Source organism: Neobacillus niacini, assembly GCF_023715415.1.
Lineage (GTDB): Bacteria > Bacillota > Bacilli > Bacillales > Cytobacillaceae > Neobacillus > Neobacillus niacini_C.
Genome location: NZ_JAMBOB010000003.1, coordinates 353688 through 369284 on the forward strand (window position 1 = coordinate 353688; position 15597 = coordinate 369284).

The 15597-nt window shown below is 37.4% G+C and carries 15 protein-coding genes and 1 pseudogene; 11 read left to right on the top strand and 5 right to left on the bottom strand.

What is annotated here, in order from left to right; all coding sequences use genetic code 11:
* Nucleotides 1–165 precede the first annotated feature (165 nt).
* The 3 genes from M3189_RS08335 (at nucleotide 166) to M3189_RS08345 (ending at nucleotide 2804) form a co-directional block, all read left to right on the top strand.
* Entirely contained in the window at nucleotides 166–837 is a 672-nt protein-coding gene (locus tag M3189_RS08335) for a DUF2642 domain-containing protein (RefSeq protein WP_251633391.1), read from the top strand.
* A 160-nt stretch (nucleotides 838–997) separates the two neighbouring features.
* Entirely contained in the window at nucleotides 998–2188 is a 1191-nt protein-coding gene (locus tag M3189_RS08340; protein WP_251633392.1) for a M14 family metallopeptidase, read from the top strand.
* Between the two features lie 223 nt (nucleotides 2189–2411).
* Nucleotides 2412–2804: a thiol-disulfide oxidoreductase DCC family protein gene (locus M3189_RS08345; protein WP_251633393.1), complete on the top strand. Its 393-nt coding sequence runs from the start codon at nucleotides 2412–2414 to the stop codon at nucleotides 2802–2804.
* Between the two features lie 150 nt (nucleotides 2805–2954).
* Here M3189_RS08345 and M3189_RS08350 read toward each other — a convergent pair whose 3' ends face one another.
* Nucleotides 2955–3365 carry a VOC family protein gene (locus tag M3189_RS08350; protein WP_251633394.1) on the bottom strand — a complete coding sequence of 137 codons (411 nt, stop codon included), beginning with the start codon at nucleotides 3363–3365 and terminating at the stop codon, nucleotides 2955–2957.
* A gap of 472 nt (nucleotides 3366–3837) precedes the next feature.
* Here M3189_RS08350 and treP point away from each other — a divergent pair, with 472 nt between their 5' ends.
* The 3 genes from treP (at nucleotide 3838) to treR (ending at nucleotide 7735) form a co-directional block, all read left to right on the top strand.
* Nucleotides 3838–5262: a PTS system trehalose-specific EIIBC component gene (gene treP, locus M3189_RS08355; protein WP_251633395.1), complete on the top strand. Its 1425-nt coding sequence runs from the start codon at nucleotides 3838–3840 to the stop codon at nucleotides 5260–5262.
* 76 nt (nucleotides 5263–5338) lie between these two features.
* Nucleotides 5339–7006 carry an alpha,alpha-phosphotrehalase gene (gene treC, locus M3189_RS08360; RefSeq protein ID WP_251633396.1) on the top strand — a complete coding sequence of 556 codons (1668 nt, stop codon included), beginning with the start codon at nucleotides 5339–5341 and terminating at the stop codon, nucleotides 7004–7006.
* 12 nt (nucleotides 7007–7018) lie between these two features.
* Nucleotides 7019–7735, top strand: coding sequence for a trehalose operon repressor (gene treR / locus M3189_RS08365; RefSeq protein ID WP_251633397.1), 717 nt, complete (start codon nucleotides 7019–7021; stop codon nucleotides 7733–7735).
* 30 nt (nucleotides 7736–7765) lie between these two features.
* On the opposite strand, the gene M3189_RS08370 is transcribed toward treR, so the two are convergent.
* On the bottom strand, nucleotides 7766–8362 hold the full coding sequence (locus tag M3189_RS08370; protein ID WP_251633398.1) for a class I SAM-dependent methyltransferase: 597 nt from the start codon (nucleotides 8360–8362) through the stop codon (nucleotides 7766–7768).
* A 185-nt stretch (nucleotides 8363–8547) separates the two neighbouring features.
* On the opposite strand from M3189_RS08370, the gene M3189_RS08375 reads away from it, so the two are divergent.
* The 3 genes and pseudogenes from M3189_RS08375 (at nucleotide 8548) to M3189_RS08385 (ending at nucleotide 10825) form a co-directional block, all read left to right on the top strand.
* Complete coding sequence (locus tag M3189_RS08375) at nucleotides 8548–8739, top strand: aspartyl-phosphate phosphatase Spo0E family protein (RefSeq protein WP_251633399.1); 192 nt, start codon at nucleotides 8548–8550, stop codon at nucleotides 8737–8739.
* 108 nt (nucleotides 8740–8847) lie between these two features.
* Nucleotides 8848–10121 (top strand): annotated as a pseudogene (locus M3189_RS08380) (S-adenosylmethionine decarboxylase related protein).
* Nucleotides 10122–10207: 86 nt separating this feature from the next.
* The gene (locus M3189_RS08385; RefSeq protein WP_251633400.1) at nucleotides 10208–10825 is read left to right on the top strand and encodes an RraA family protein; all 618 of its coding nucleotides are present in this window, start codon (nucleotides 10208–10210) and stop codon (nucleotides 10823–10825) included.
* A 239-nt stretch (nucleotides 10826–11064) separates the two neighbouring features.
* On the opposite strand, the gene M3189_RS08390 is transcribed toward M3189_RS08385, so the two are convergent.
* The gene (locus M3189_RS08390) at nucleotides 11065–11463 is read right to left on the bottom strand and encodes a c-type cytochrome (RefSeq protein WP_251633401.1); all 399 of its coding nucleotides are present in this window, start codon (nucleotides 11461–11463) and stop codon (nucleotides 11065–11067) included.
* Nucleotides 11464–11766: 303 nt separating this feature from the next.
* Here M3189_RS08390 and M3189_RS08395 point away from each other — a divergent pair, with 303 nt between their 5' ends.
* Nucleotides 11767–12171, top strand: coding sequence for a hypothetical protein (locus M3189_RS08395; protein WP_251633402.1), 405 nt, complete (start codon nucleotides 11767–11769; stop codon nucleotides 12169–12171).
* Between the two features lie 118 nt (nucleotides 12172–12289).
* Complete coding sequence (locus M3189_RS08400; RefSeq protein WP_251633403.1) at nucleotides 12290–13201, top strand: DMT family transporter; 912 nt, start codon at nucleotides 12290–12292, stop codon at nucleotides 13199–13201.
* 45 nt (nucleotides 13202–13246) lie between these two features.
* On the opposite strand, the gene M3189_RS08405 is transcribed toward M3189_RS08400, so the two are convergent.
* Complete coding sequence (locus tag M3189_RS08405; protein WP_251633404.1) at nucleotides 13247–14515, bottom strand: S8 family peptidase; 1269 nt, start codon at nucleotides 14513–14515, stop codon at nucleotides 13247–13249.
* Between the two features lie 197 nt (nucleotides 14516–14712).
* Nucleotides 14713–15597: a glycine betaine ABC transporter substrate-binding protein gene (locus M3189_RS08410; protein WP_251633405.1), complete on the bottom strand. Its 885-nt coding sequence runs from the start codon at nucleotides 15595–15597 to the stop codon at nucleotides 14713–14715.

Sequence of the window (15597 nt, forward strand, 5' to 3'; positions counted from 1 at the left end):
TTATGACTGCAAATGATTATCCGTAAACCAAAAATTTTCTATTCCTGTGCCGAATTTTACCCAACAGAAATTTTACAATAAAGAGCAGGGCATTTATCCTAGTAGATTCCAATTATTAGGCCCTCTCTTATTGTAAAGTCATTTTACTAGAAAGGATGTGATAAAATGAAAATAAAAGACCATATTGGTACCTATATAAAACTAGAAATCTCCGGGAATAAGCCTATTAGCGGAATCTTAATTGACATCGGCAGTGACTTATGGGTAATTTACAATGGTTATGATTATTTATACATCCCTACAATTCATATACAAAATTGGAAATTTCCAAAAGAAGAAGAAATTGATGAAATCATTACTCTATCAGATGACCAATCTCCTATATTTAACCCTAACGAGGAAATTTCGTTACGAAAAACCCTAACAGCAGCAAAGGGTATTTTCACAGAAATATATGTAACGAGTAAACAAGCTATTCACGGTTATATTATCAGCATCATGAACAATTATTTTGTTTTCTACTCCCCTATTTACAAAACGATGTTTATCTCCCTCAACCACTTGAAATGGTTAATTCCGTACACAAATAACCAGCGTCCCTATGGTTTAAGCAATGCGAATTTACCAGTTAATCCATCTAACATAACATTCGCACGTTCTTTTGAAGTCCAAATTGAAAAATTAGTGGGAACATTAATTGTATTTAATATTGGGGAAAATGAGAATGTTATGGGGAAAATCATTGGAATAAATAATAACTTCATTGAATTAATCACAGCTAAAGGAAACCCGGTCTTTTTAAATCTTCAGCATATCAAAACTGTCCATATGACGTAAACAATAAGGTTAGCGCTCCATCTAACTACCTACAGAGTGTCTAGTCTATGACACTCTTTATTTGTTCGTATTGAATTTAGAAAAGCATGATAACTTACATAAAGGCTCACCATGGATGCATACATTTTACTAATACCATTATGACCATCAGGAGGTTTACATGGAAATCTATGTGAGGCAAGGAGATTCTTTATGGTATTACAGCCAACTGTATGGAATAAATCTTCAACTGATAGTTGATTCTAATCGCACTATTCAACCAAACCAGCTTGCAGCAGGACAGGTGATTCGTATCCCTGGTTTTGTTGCACAGAATTATCAGATAGCGCGTGGTGATTCTTTTTGGGGGATTGCCCAAAGGCGTAATCTTTCACTTGATGCATTGCTGCTTGCCAATCCTAATGTAAATCCAAATCGATTGACTGTCGGGCAAACGATCAGAGTTCCTCTTAGGATAACCTGGAGACTCGTACAAGGAAAGCAGCATTATGATTTTAGCAGAATGATGAATGATATAACTCGTTTGCAAAGTGTTTACCCATTTCTCCGTGTAACAAACGCCGGAAATTCAGTACTTGGCAATCGGATTCCCGAAGTTCTTATTGGAAATGGCAGTAAAAGAGTTCATTATAATGCTTCTTTTCATGCTAATGAATGGATAACGACTCCTATCTTAATGACGTTTTTGAATGATTATTGTTTATCACTTACGAATGGAAACTCCATCCGTGGTCTATCCACTTCACCTCTATACCAACAAGCGCTGCTCTCTCTTGTGCCAATGGTCAATCCTGATGGTGTTAGTCTTGTTATGAACGGACCTCCTGAAAATGAAACGTGGAGAAATAGAGTGATAGAACTTAATCGGGGCAGTACTGATTTTTCAGGCTGGAAGGCTAATATTAGAGGTGTTGATCTTAATGACCAGTTCCCTGCTCGTTGGGAATTAGAGAAAGCAAGAAATCCTGGCCAGCCTGGACCACGGGATTACGTAGGTGAACACCCTCTATCGGAGCCTGAAGCCATAGCGATGGCAGATTTGACGAGAAGACGTGATTTTGCTCGAGTATTGGCCTTCCATACCCAAGGTGAAGTTATTTACTGGGGATTCGAAAACCTGGAACCGCCAGAATCCGAAGTTCTAGTTAACGAGTTTGCCAGAGTCAGTGGGTACCAGCCTGTTAAAACCATTGAGAGCTATGCTGGGTATAAAGATTGGTTCATTCAAGATTGGCGTCGTCCAGGATTTACCGTCGAACTCGGCAGCGGAACCAACCCCCTCCCTCTCTCCCAATTTGACGAAATTTATGAAGAGACACTTGGGATCTTTTTGGCTGGTTTGTATATGTAATGCAGGATGGCCTATTTCTTAGTTGAAATGGGTCTTCTATTTTTGAAAATGTTTTGGTGGATTTTTGGGTGAAGTTTGTTATCCGAGAGTAAATCTGGTTATCCGAGAGTAAGTCTGGCTATCCGCCAGTAAATCTGGATATTATGGAAATTTTTTTTAGCGATATTTTAAGATTTTTTATATAATGAATAAAAGGATTGTGTAATAAGGAAATGGGTGAAGTATGGAAAGTATTATATTATTTGATGGGGTTTGTAATCTTTGTAATAGCGGAGTACAATTCATTATCAAAAGAGATTCGAAGTGTCATTTTAAGTTCGCTTCCCTCCAAAGTGAAACGGGACAGATGTTGTTAAATAAATACGGGATTAGTAATAAAATGGACAGTATTATCGTCATTGAAAATGAAAAGGTTTATATAAAATCGAGTGCAGCATTACAAATTTCTAGATACCTAGATGGGTGCTGGAAATACCTAATAATTTTTAAGGTCCTCCATCCTTCATTTAGAAATTTCTTATATGACATCTTGGCAAAAAATCGGTACAAATGGTTTGGAAAAAAGGATACCTGCATGCTGCCTACCTTGGAAATGAAAAAAAGATTTTTAGATTAAAAAAATTTGCAAAAATGGACATGTTCACTACATGCCTGTACAACGATGTACATATATTATATTAACCCATGATACAATACCTCCTTTAGAAAGTGGCCCCACCACTTTCTTTTTTTTCATTCAAAAAAGCACTTCGAAAAGTGCCTTTAATTAGGATTTTTGATAATTCAATTCCCAAATAACCCCAAACTGATCCTGTACTCTTGCATATTTGGCACCCCAAAACGTATCCTCCAGCTCATTAAGTGCCTTTCCGTCTTTACTCAGAGCGTCATACAGACTTTGAATCTCCTCATCACTTTCAGGCTCAAGTGTTAGCGAAATGTTGCTTCCCACAACAACCGACTGACCAGGGAAGGTATCTGAAAACATTAGGGAGATGTCTCCTTTGCTTAGCTTTGCATGCATGACACGATTATCTGCTTCTGGTGGCGTGGGATAATCAGCTTCACCAAATGTTTGGAGACCAATTATTTCAGCCCCTAATACGTCTTTATAAAACTCCAAAGCTTGTTTTGCATTCCCATCAAAAGATAAGTATGGTGTAATTTGCCCCTTCATCATAACCACTCCTTCAAATTTCATCTTAACAACTATATTATTCTTCCAAAAATATCGTTTTTTAAACGAAATTCACAAAAAAATACCTTTGAACAGTTGTCAAAGGCAAAAGATGAGCTTAGTGGTCAAGGCTAAGCTCCAGTTTTAGGAGGTCTAAACTCAGAAGAATTTAAACAAGTACATCATAGCATTTTTTGAAAATTCTTTCAACAGTTTAAAGCGTTAAAGTTGAAAAGTTATGAACTTGTAATAATAGCTCCTATAATAAGTAAATCCTTACTTATTCTACTAAAAATTATAATAAAAACAATTAGTTGACACACTTGTATATACAAGATAAAATGTAAACGTACTCAAATGACTTGTATATACATGTTAAAAATTAAAGTAAAAATACACATTAACTTGTAAATACAGCAAATTATAATTATAGAAGGATTGGAGACTTCCAATTCATGTAGGGGGAAAAATAATGACGAAGTTCACAGAGTCAGCTAAAGAACTGCTCGAGCACGTTGGGGGTAAGGAGAACATTGCGGCCGTTACCCATTGTGTAACGAGAATGCGCTTTGTTTTAAATGATCCAAGCAAAGCAGATGTAACAAAAATTGAGGCTATTAAACCTGTAAAAGGTACTTTTACCCAAGCAGGACAATTCCAGGTAATCATCGGAAATGATGTTTCTACCTTCTATAATGATTTTGTAAAAATTGCAGGTGTAAGTGAAGCAACGAAAGATGAAGCAAAAGTTGCTGCGAAACAAAATATGAACTGGCTGCAGCGTATGATGGCTCATCTTGCGGATATCTTTACGCCATTAATTCCTGCCCTTGTTGTGGGTGGTTTAATTCTTGGTTTTAGAAACGTAATTGGTGATATTAAATTACTCGAGGATGGAACAAAAACTATCGTTGAAGTTTCACAATTCTGGGCTGGTGTTCATGCTTTCTTATGGTTAATTGGTGAAGCGGTATTCCACTTCCTTCCAGTCGGTATCACATGGTCCATTGCTCGTAAAATGGGAGCAACTCCAATCCTTGGTATTGTGCTTGGTATTACGTTGGTGTCTCCACAATTACTAAATGCCTATGGTGTTGCTGGCGCAGAAGAAATTCCAACTTGGGATTTTGGCTTTGCTCAAATTGAAATGATCGGTTATCAAGCTCAAGTAATACCTGCTATCCTAGCCGGATTTGTACTCTCTTTCTTGGAATTAAGACTTAGAAAAATTATTCCGAATGCTATCTCTATGATTGTTGTACCTTTCTTAGCATTAATTCCTACAGTATTAATTGCACACACTGTTTTAGGTCCTATCGGTTGGACAATTGGTACTTGGGTATCTGATGTTGTTTATTCAAGCTTAACTTCTTCATTCGGCTGGTTATTTGCTGCAATCTTTGGTTTTGCTTATGCGCCACTTGTAATCACTGGCTTACACCATATGACAAATGCGATTGACCTTCAATTAATGTCAGAGCTTGGTGGAACAAACCTTTGGCCAATGATTGCCTTATCCAATATTGCTCAAGGTTCTGCTGTTCTTGCAATGATCTTTATCAATCGTAAAAATGAAGAAGAAAAACAAGTTTCCATTCCGGCAGCAATCTCTTGTTACCTAGGTGTAACAGAACCAGCCATGTTCGGAATTAACTTAAAATATGGCTTCCCATTCCTTGCAGCGATGCTCGGCTCTCTTGCAGCAGCAGTTATTTCTGTAGGTAGTGACGTAATGGCTAACTCCATTGGTGTTGGTGGTCTTCCTGGATTCCTATCTATCCAGTCACAGCATATGATGATGTTTGCAGTTGCAATGTTAGTCGCGATTGTGGTGCCATTTATCCTAACAATTATCTTTGCAAAAACAGGAATGAACAAATTTTCTTTTAAAAAGTAAAACTCCATTTTAGGAGGGAGATCATCTCCCTCCTTTTCCATATTAGCGTCTCAAAAAATATAGGCAGGTGTATATCATGTCAACATCATGGTGGAAAAAAGCAGTAGTATATCAAATATACCCAAAAAGTTTTAATGATACGACCGGTAATGGTACTGGTGATATCCAAGGAATCATCGAAAAGCTTGACTACTTAAAGGAGCTAGGAGTCGATGTTCTTTGGCTTACTCCGATCTATAAATCTCCACAACGAGATAATGGTTATGATATAAGCGACTATTACAACATCCAAGAAGATTATGGCACAATGGCTGACTTTGACCAGCTTCTTGCAGAAGCACACGAGCGTGGAATCAAAATTATTATGGATATAGTCATCAACCATACATCCACGGAACATGAGTGGTTCAAGCAGGCAAAATCCTCAAAAGACAATCCATACCGCAATTATTATATATGGAAGGATGGAAAAGACGGCCTCCCTCCTACCAACTGGGAATCAAAATTTGGCGGCTCTGCATGGCAATGGGATGAAACAACAGGACAATATTACCTTCATCTATTTGATGTTACCCAGGCAGACTTAAACTGGGAAAACCCAAAGGTCCGCCAAGCTTTATATGAAATGATGCACTTTTGGCTCAAAAAAGGTGTCGATGGCTTCAGACTAGATGTGATTAATTTAATCTCAAAGGATCAACAATTCCCCCAAGATGACAGTGATGGACGTAAATTTTATACCGACGGACCAAGAATTCATGAGTTCCTTCATGAGATGAATGAAAAAGTATTTTCAAAATATGACATCATGACAGTTGGCGAAATGTCTTCTACTTCTATTGATAATTGTATTCGCTACACGAACCCGCATGATGAAGAGCTCAATATGACGTTCAGCTTCCATCACTTAAAAGTAGATTATCCTAATGGAGAAAAATGGACAAAAGCAGATTTTGACTTCAAAGCTTTGAAAAATATATTGTCAGACTGGCAGGTTGAAATGAATAAAGGCGGCGGCTGGAATGCCCTCTTCTGGTGCAACCATGACCAGCCTCGTGCGGTCTCTAGGTTTGGAAATGATCAGCAGTACCACAAAGAATCAGCAAAAATGCTTGCGACGACTCTCCATATGATGCAAGGAACTCCTTATATCTACCAAGGGGAAGAATTCGGGATGACCAATCCGAAGTTCGACAAGATTGAAAAATACCGAGATGTTGAGTCACTGAATATGTTTGATATTAAGAAAAATGAGGGGATGGCAGAAAACGAAATTATCCAGATTTTAAAGCAAAAGTCTCGGGATAATTCTCGAACTCCTGTTCAATGGAATTCTAGTAAACACGCTGGTTTCACGATAGGCACTCCGTGGATACTTACTGCGGCAAATTATCAAGAAATTAATGCTGAAACTGCAATAAAAGATTCAACTTCGATTTTTTATCACTATCAAGAACTCATTCGCATGCGAAAAGAGTATGATGTCATCACGAACGGTGATTATGAAATGATTTCTGAGGATCATAAATCTGTTTTTGCCTTTGTTCGAAAAACGGAAAATGAGATACTGTTAGTGGTTAATAATTTTTATGGAAAAGACACAACTTATACCCTTCCAGTGAAGTTAGACATTGATGGTATGACAAATGGTGTGTTACTCTCAAATTATGAGGGCTCAGCACCACTTGGCAAGGAAATTCAGTTACGACCATATGAGTCCATTGTTTATCATCTGAAAAAATAATGGGAGATTTCTATGACAAATAAGTACCAAATTATCTTTAATACGATTGTGGATCAGATAAAAAGCGGGGAAATCCCCCCTAACTCCCTTCTTCCCTCTGAAAATGAATTGAAGGAAAAATACGATACGTCTAGAGAAACGATTAGAAAAGCATTAAACCTGCTTGCTCAAAATGGCTATATCCAAAAAGTCAGAGGTAAAGGATCAATCGTTATTGACATTAATAAGTTTGATTTTCCGGTTTCAGGCTTGGTGAGTTTTAAAGAACTCGCCGATAAAATGGAAAAAAGGCCACGAACGATTGTCAATGAGTTATCGCTCATTCTTAAGCCTGATGCATATATCAAGCAGCAGCTTCAGCTTTCAGGCAAAGAGCAAGTATGGAAAATTGTTCGGACGCGTGAAATTGGAGGTCAGAAAATTATCCTTGATAAGGATTTTCTAGCAGCAAAATTTGTTCCTACTATCACAGAAGAAATTTGTGCTGACTCTATCTATGCCTATCTGGAGAATGAATTAAATTTGAAGATTAGTTTTGCAAAAAAGGAAATTATCGTGGAGGAACCAACTTTAGAGGATCGTTCATTTTTAGACTTGGATGGCTTTCACAATATCGTTGTAATTAAAAACTATGTTTATCTAGAGGATGCCTCCCTTTTTCAATATACAGAATCAAGGCATCGACCGGACAAATTTCGTTTTGTTGATTTTGCACGTAGATCACAGTAAAAAACCTCAAAGTAATTTGAGGTTTTTTCTTTACCTTTGTCTATTTCTTAATTCAGCAACAATAAATAAATCTTTGTAAATTTGTTCTACTCTCTCTATTTCTAATCCCTGATTTATAAACGCCTTCAATGTCTCTCTATCCAAGCAACAGCCATCACAAACTTTTTTCCAAAAGGGTGTTAACTTTGTCTGCATTTTACTTAAAGTCGCATTTTCCATTTTTACGTGTTCAAACAGAAGGATTTTCCCATCTGGTTTACATACTCTTTTTAACTCCTTAATTGCCTTTTCAACATTTGGGATTGTACAGAATACCAATGTTGCCACTATGGTATCGAATGTATGATCCTCAAAGGGTAGATTCTCTGCGTTTGCATTTATGATTTCTATCGGAACGACAGCTGACTTTTGTTTCGTTAACGATTGATCAATCATTGGCTGACTTGGTTCAATGGCAATAACTCTATCAACATTGTTATACAATGGGAAATTAACTCCAGTCCCTGAACCAAGTTCAAGCACACTCCCACTTGCACCTTTTAGTAACGCCCTCCGAACCCTCTTAAACTTTCTTTGTTCCAAGGGACTCATAAAAAAATCATACCATTTTGCAAATTTACTACTCAAATTTTTCAACTCCAAATATATAAGCTTATCTGCCTAAATCTAGTTTTAGTAATGATAAAAATGCTATGAAATGTGAGGAGTTTCACTGATTAATTAGTACTATTTCCTTATACTGTTGATATATTGTATATATTTAACATCATTACAATTATATGTGTAATTATATTGAAATTGGAAGTGATAGTATGACATCCATAAAACTATGCCCATTTGAAATAAAAAATAAAATTGAGATACTTAGAGAAGAAATGGTCAGGATAGGTTTAAATGAAGGATTATGCAGTGCGAAAACAATAAAGGTCAGCCAAAAGCTTGATTATTATATAGCCATTTACATCTCAATTGATCATCATTTGAATGAAATGAATGGAATTTAAAGTAAAGCTGTCTAATTCCACTCTAAATATTAGTATTTTAAGATAATAATCCAATCCATTTCCACCCTTGTAACATATTTTAATAAAAAATATGGAAGAGGTGTTGAAATGAAAGATTTCCAAAGTGTTATATCCATCTTTGGAAGTGCTGGAGGAGTGGCAAAATCGGTTCTTTCCATTTTAAATCAATCTGTAAGATATGATAAAGATCCTATTCATCAAATCATAACAAATAGTACCATTCACTTAATAGATTTTAAACAAAAGGAAGCTTCGTATTACCAAAACTTATTTCCGAATTTAACACAAAAGGTTGTCTACCACCAGTTCGACCTAAAGGATAAGAAAAAGGTGATGAACCATTTAACCAGTACCAATACAAGTATTGTTATTGGTTAAATGGTTCATGGGCTGATACAGTTGAAATGCTGCAATGCTGTGATGCACTCGGTATCAAATATGTTAATTCTGCTCTCGAAAATACGTTTATTGATGATAATGAGGAACAGTTTGCGGGTTTTCCATTGATTGAACGAATTCACTACTTCGAAAAACAGAAGGATACTTTTAAAAATACGAATGCCATTGTTTGCTCAGGAATGAATCCAGGAGTGGTGCAATGGATGGCTTTGGAACTTATGAACCAATATCCGTATGAAAAACCACTTGGATGCTACATCGTCGAGCATGATACCTCTTTTTTCAAGGATAAGTCAAAGGCAAAAAAAGACGTTATTTATACTACTTGGTCTCCGGAATGCTTCCTGGATGAAGCCATTTTATGTTACCCCATGTTCATGAAGAATCATACTCCACTTTTTCTATATGAAGATGTCTACAATATTGAATTTCAAGTTACTTTAGGGAAGAAGCAATTTTTTGGTTGTTTAATGCCGCATGAAGAAGTCTACACGCTGGGAAAATTATATGATATAGAAAGTGCCTTTTTGTACAAGGTGAATGACCATACTTCAAAAATAATCCGAAGCCATTTGGATGACACAGATGTTTTGTGGGACTTTGAAATGAAAGTTCTTGACCCCCTTGAGGCGCCGCTTACTGGTGAGGATCTTGTTGGTGTATTGATGGTTTATCAGGACAAAGAGCGTTATATGTATAACGTTTTAGATAATGAAAGGATTTTTGCTCAATATAAAACAAATGCGACCTACTTCCAGGTTGCTTGCGGTATTTATGCTGCCTTATCCGTCCTTCTGCTCGATTCAATTCCTAAAGGCGTATACTACGTGGACGAGCTGTTGCTAAACACAAATAATCATTATGGGCAATATTTAAGATGCTATATGACGGATTTTGTTATTGGTGAAAATAATAAAAGTGATGGCCTGCTTTTAAACCGGATGAGAGAATTTCATGATTAAAAAAGCTTGGATAAAATTCTCCAAGCTTTTTCAAAGTTAACGAATTATAATGAATACAGAAAGAATTTATGAGAGGAGAAATGATTATGGAAAATATTATTAAAGAGTTTCTTCGTGTACCAACCACTTGTATTTCAGATGCCATGGATGGGTTAAATAATTTGCATCCCACTATTAAACCTCTTAAAGATGAGTATAAGGTCGCCGGTAGAGCTTTCACAGTAAAAATTCCTATTGGTGAAAATCTCGCGGTTCTAGAAGCTATTTCTAAGGCAAAACCTGGGGATATCTTAGTCGTAGATGCAAAGGGTGACCAATATAGAGCAATTGCAGGAGATTTTGTTGTGGGCATGGCACAAACATTGGGAATTGGCGGTTTAGTGGTGGATGGTGTGATACGTGATATCATAGGAGTTAAAGCGCTAAATTTCCCTGTATTCTCAAGGGGAACGACAGTTGCTGCTAGTAGTAAAGCGGGTGTCGGTGAAGTGAATGTACCGATTTCATGTGGTGGTGTTTCAGTAAACCCTGGGGACATTATCGTAGGAGATGCTGATGGAGTGGTTGTAATTCCCCAAGTAAGGGAAAAAGAGATATTAGCTAATTCCTTAGAGAAAATGAAAAAAGATGAAAGTAGAGAAGTAAGTATCTCCGAAAATCCTGAAGCAATACGAAAACATCTAGATCAATTACTATCAAAATAAGAATTACTTTTTAAACAACCTTAACAACTTGTCAATCCAGTGAAATAATCTCCCAAGCCATCGAAAGACAGCGTGAAAGAGCACTTCTACAATGAAACTAATGATTAAATCAAATAATATATTCATGCTGGAATTCCTTCCTATAATGAATCTTAAACACTATTTTGTACAAATTTACCTCTTATATCATAAAAAGGTATTGGCTCTGTTATGAACCAATACCTTTACTTGTAATCTATTTACTTTTGATCCCATAAATAGTCTACTACGGCTTGATACTCATCTTGTGATAATGAACCAGGAGCACTTTTCGGCATATTCTTTCCGACAAATGCTAATAAATCCTCTTTTGTTTTAAAGTCAGCATGAATTTTTGCTCCATCAAGCTTTGCTTGCCCACCAGTGATATCGCCAGAACTGTGACATGTGATACAGCTCTGTTGAAATACCTCATTACCTGCTAGAGATGTTGATGCTGGTTCCTCTGTAGTATCAGAGTCCTCGTTTCCGCTTGAATCTTCACTGCCAGTTGTTTCCTCTGTTGCCGGGTCCTCACTTGTAGTCTTTTCATCATTACCACAAGCAGCCAATAGCGCTAGAAGTAACATGAAAAATACAATACCCAAAAACTTCTTCAAGCTAACACCTCTATTCAATTTTGTATAGCATTGCCCATAATAGTGGAGTCAAAAGCCTATGTAGTGCAACATTCATATAATGGGCAAAACCTACCTTCATCATATTTTCAGAAAACCGCTTTTATACCTTTGATTCAGGAATATTGGAATAAAAAAGAAGGTTGATTTTTCAATCTTTTCCCCCCTTTTTTGATAAAATCCATAAATAGTAGCTTCACTAAAAATATTGTAGATGGTTTATCGTAATAATTCCTTTTGTAAGCTAATACATTAGAATATACGTTCGATGAGGAGGAGAGGATCTTGGTTAAACAGAATGATTCCTTCATAACAGATGCAATGTTGGTTAAGTATTATGAGCTTAGTAAAAAGAAAAAGGAAATCGAGTTAGAAATGAATGATTTAAAGGACACGTTTCATGATTACTTTAATAAACTAGTCGGTCCCAATAATAAGGCCGAGGTCACGATAAATGGCTATAAGCTGCAGCGGCAAATGAGGAAAATTGAAAAATATAATGAAGAAGTAACCGTAAAAAGGTTAGAGGAATTACAAATGACCGACCTCGTTCAAGTGGTAAAGAAACCGGATGATGCCAAAATTAAATCTGCACTACAACTAGGATTATTGGATGAAAAGAATTTAGAGGGCTGTATTGTCACCTCTTATTCCCCTGCCATTTCAGTAAAAACATTAACTCCGAGATAATAAGAACGACCTTTAGCCATTTAAGATGGTTAATGGTCGTTCTTTTTGGGGCAATTCCCTCTTTTAAACTGTTACTATTTCTGCTAAATTAATAGAAGGTTTATTTGGAGGGATATTTTTGAGTACACGTAGTGCGGTATTGTCGTATCCTCGGACAAAGGGAATTATTTTAGTACTAATGGCAGCAATTTTTTGGGGTGTTTCGGGTACGGTCGCTCAATACTTATTTCACCAACAAGGCTTCAGTACAAACTGGCTTGTGGTAACACGGCTGCTGATTGCTGGGATGGGATTACTTTTATATGCTCAACTAGTTGGGAAACAAAATATATTGAGCGTTAAGAAGAATAAAAAGGATTTTTTTCGACTTGTAGTATTCGGGATAGTCGGAATGCTCGGAGTCCAATATACCTATTTTGCAGCTATTGAACATGGAAATGCCGCTACAGCTACTGTTTTACAATACTTGGCTCCAGTGCTTATCGCCATTTATTTCTGTATTCGAGCTAAGTCTTTACCTGTAAAACATGAGGTTATCGCAATAATATTGGCGCTTAGCGGAACATTTCTGCTTGTTACGAAAGGGAATATTCAAACTCTAGCAATTTCTGGACCTGCTCTTGCATGGGGGCTTTTATCTGCCTTTGCCCTAGCATTTTACACTCTTTATCCAAGAAGTTTACTGTCAAAATGGGGAACGACTTTAACTGTTGGCTGGGGTATGATGATTGGAGGAATTGGCTTTTGCTTCATACATCCTCCCTGGAAATTCGAAGGTAACTGGTCACCAGCCTCTTTTTTAGCGGTGGTTTTTGTGGTGATTTTTGGGACATTACTTGCGTTTTTGTTTTATATGGAAAGTATGAAATACATAAAGGCTTCAGAAGCAAGTTTATTAGCATGTGCAGAACCACTTTCAGCTGCATTCCTTGCTGTAGCTTGGCTTCATGTTCCATTTAGTGTAGTAGAATGGATGGGTTCACTTTCTATTATTGCAACTATATTTATATTGTCCGCCGTTAAACGATAATGAGAAAAAGCCATCTACAGCATACAGATGGCTTTTTCTCTATGATTATCTTACTCTTGCAAAACCAAATCCTGAAGCGTAGTCATCTCCTGTTGCTGCTCCGTATCCACCCTTAATATCATATAACTTGGCTCTTCTTTGTAACTCAGAACGAAGCTGTGTATTCGACCAAGATAAATTTGAGGACCATATTTTTGCTGCTAATCCTGATACGTGAGGAGTGGCCATGGAGGTTCCACTGATTGTATTATAATTTCCATCATACCAAGTTGATTGAATGTCTTTACCAGGGGCTGAAATTTCTACATCTCTTTCGTGAATGACAAAGTCAGCGTCAGTCGATGGATTGCCGCGAGATGAAAAATTCGCTACACGATAAGTTCCATTTTGTTGAACATTTTCTAAAGCTGCTACAGCTACTGCATTTTTTAATGCACCTGGATATCCAATGGTATTAGCGGCATATCCATCGTTACCTGCAGCGGCAACGACAAGTGTTCCCTTGCTATAAGCATAATCTACTGCACTAGCAATCATCGTGTCTTTACCTGCAGAACCTAATGACATAGAAATAATAACTTTAGAGCCTGTCCTAACGGCTTCATCGGCAGCATGACGAATCGCACCTGCAATATCATCTGAATATCCAGAACCACTGTCCGTTAATACCTTGTATGCCCAAAGCTTTGCCTGTGGTGCAACTCCGTAAATCCCTAATCCATCAGATGCTCCGTGTGCAAGTGCAGATCCTGCTACATGTGTACCGTGTCCGTTTCGATCCGTACAAGTACCATTTATTAGTGCTGATGAGGATTGGGTAAAGTCTTTACATTGTTCACCACTTCCTACTAAATCATAATGATTAATATAAACGCCAGTATCTAAAACGGCTATTTTAATCCCAGCTCCGCCGGATGTACTTGTAATGTTTGGATCATTGTAAATGGCTTGCATCCCCCACGGTGTTCGATCACTTGGCAGAGATGTAATAGCGGTTGTACCAATTGCATCTTTTGAAGCGCTTTCAATTCGGTCCAATTGTACCTCAGTTACCTTTTCAATCGTTAAATTTTTATTCTTTAATAATGCTTGGTATTGCTTTGCATTCACACTTGTGGAATAGCCTTCATCACCAAAATCCCAACGAACCCCTGTATTTTCTTTGGCTTTTGCCTTTTCAGAACTCGGTCCATTAATGATAACCCGGTATGTTTCCTTCGAGTCTGTTACCTCCCCATAAGCCGCCGAGGCAAACAGTGAAGCTCCCATTGTTAATGCTAGTAATGCGGAGGCAATCTTCTTTTTCTTTCTCATTTTATTTCCCCTCTCCCACTTTTTTATGTACAGCTGTCCTACGGCTGTAATATTGAGTTTATTTAGAAATTTCCGATTAATCAATACTTTGTTGTATTGTGGAAAGTTGGGAAATAATTTGCGGTAATTCTTAATACTTTAGTCCCTTTTTATGCAGAAAAGACCTCCATTTTATTGAAGGTCTTTTCCCATTTATCCTATTCCTTTAAATCCTCTATCGAATCAATGTCCATGTATGCAGGTACTACCAGTCCTAGCTTTGTACCTTTAAGGTTTTCGCCCAAATCCTCGAACTCTCCTTCATACTTATCATAGTAATCTGCATGTGTTGATGGGAGCCATCCAGCTACGTGAGCGTCTAGGCTACCGTCTGCAACACCCGTCCACATCGGTCCTGCTTCTACTTGGGTAAGTGTTACGTCATAGCCTAAATCTGTCAGGACTTTACCGATGACATTTGTACTGGCAATTTCACTATCCCAAGCCACGTATCCAAGCTTGATTTTTTCTCCAGATGCTTTCTCTACTCCTTCAGTCCATGCAGAAACTTTATCAGCATTTTCCTCTACCCACTTCGCTGCTGCAGCCTCAGGATCTTCACCATTTGTGATATTATTCATTACAATATTCATATCATCAGGTGTCCAAGTAAATTTGTCTAGAACTTGATAGGCGCCAGGGAGATCGTCCTTTAAACCATTTCTAGCAATACTATGAATGTTTTCATCTTCTCCAAAAACACCCTTTGGATCCTCTAAGTATTTTAAATCGAATGAAGCAAATTTCCAATGCGGTGTCCAACCGGTAACAATAATAGGCTCTTCTTTTTCATATGCCTTCTTTAAGGCTGCAGTCATCGCAGCACTAGATCCTTCTACAAGGGTCCAATCCTCTAAATCATATTCCTCTATCACTTTAGCGGAAGCCTTCATTAAACCGGCACCTGGGTCAATCCCAATAATCTCATAATCTACCTTTTCTCCAACTGATCCTGTCTCGTTACTAGTTTTGTCTGAACCGCAAGCTGCAAGACCTACTGTTAGTAAAGCTGCCGATAACGTTACCATCCATTTTTTCTTCAT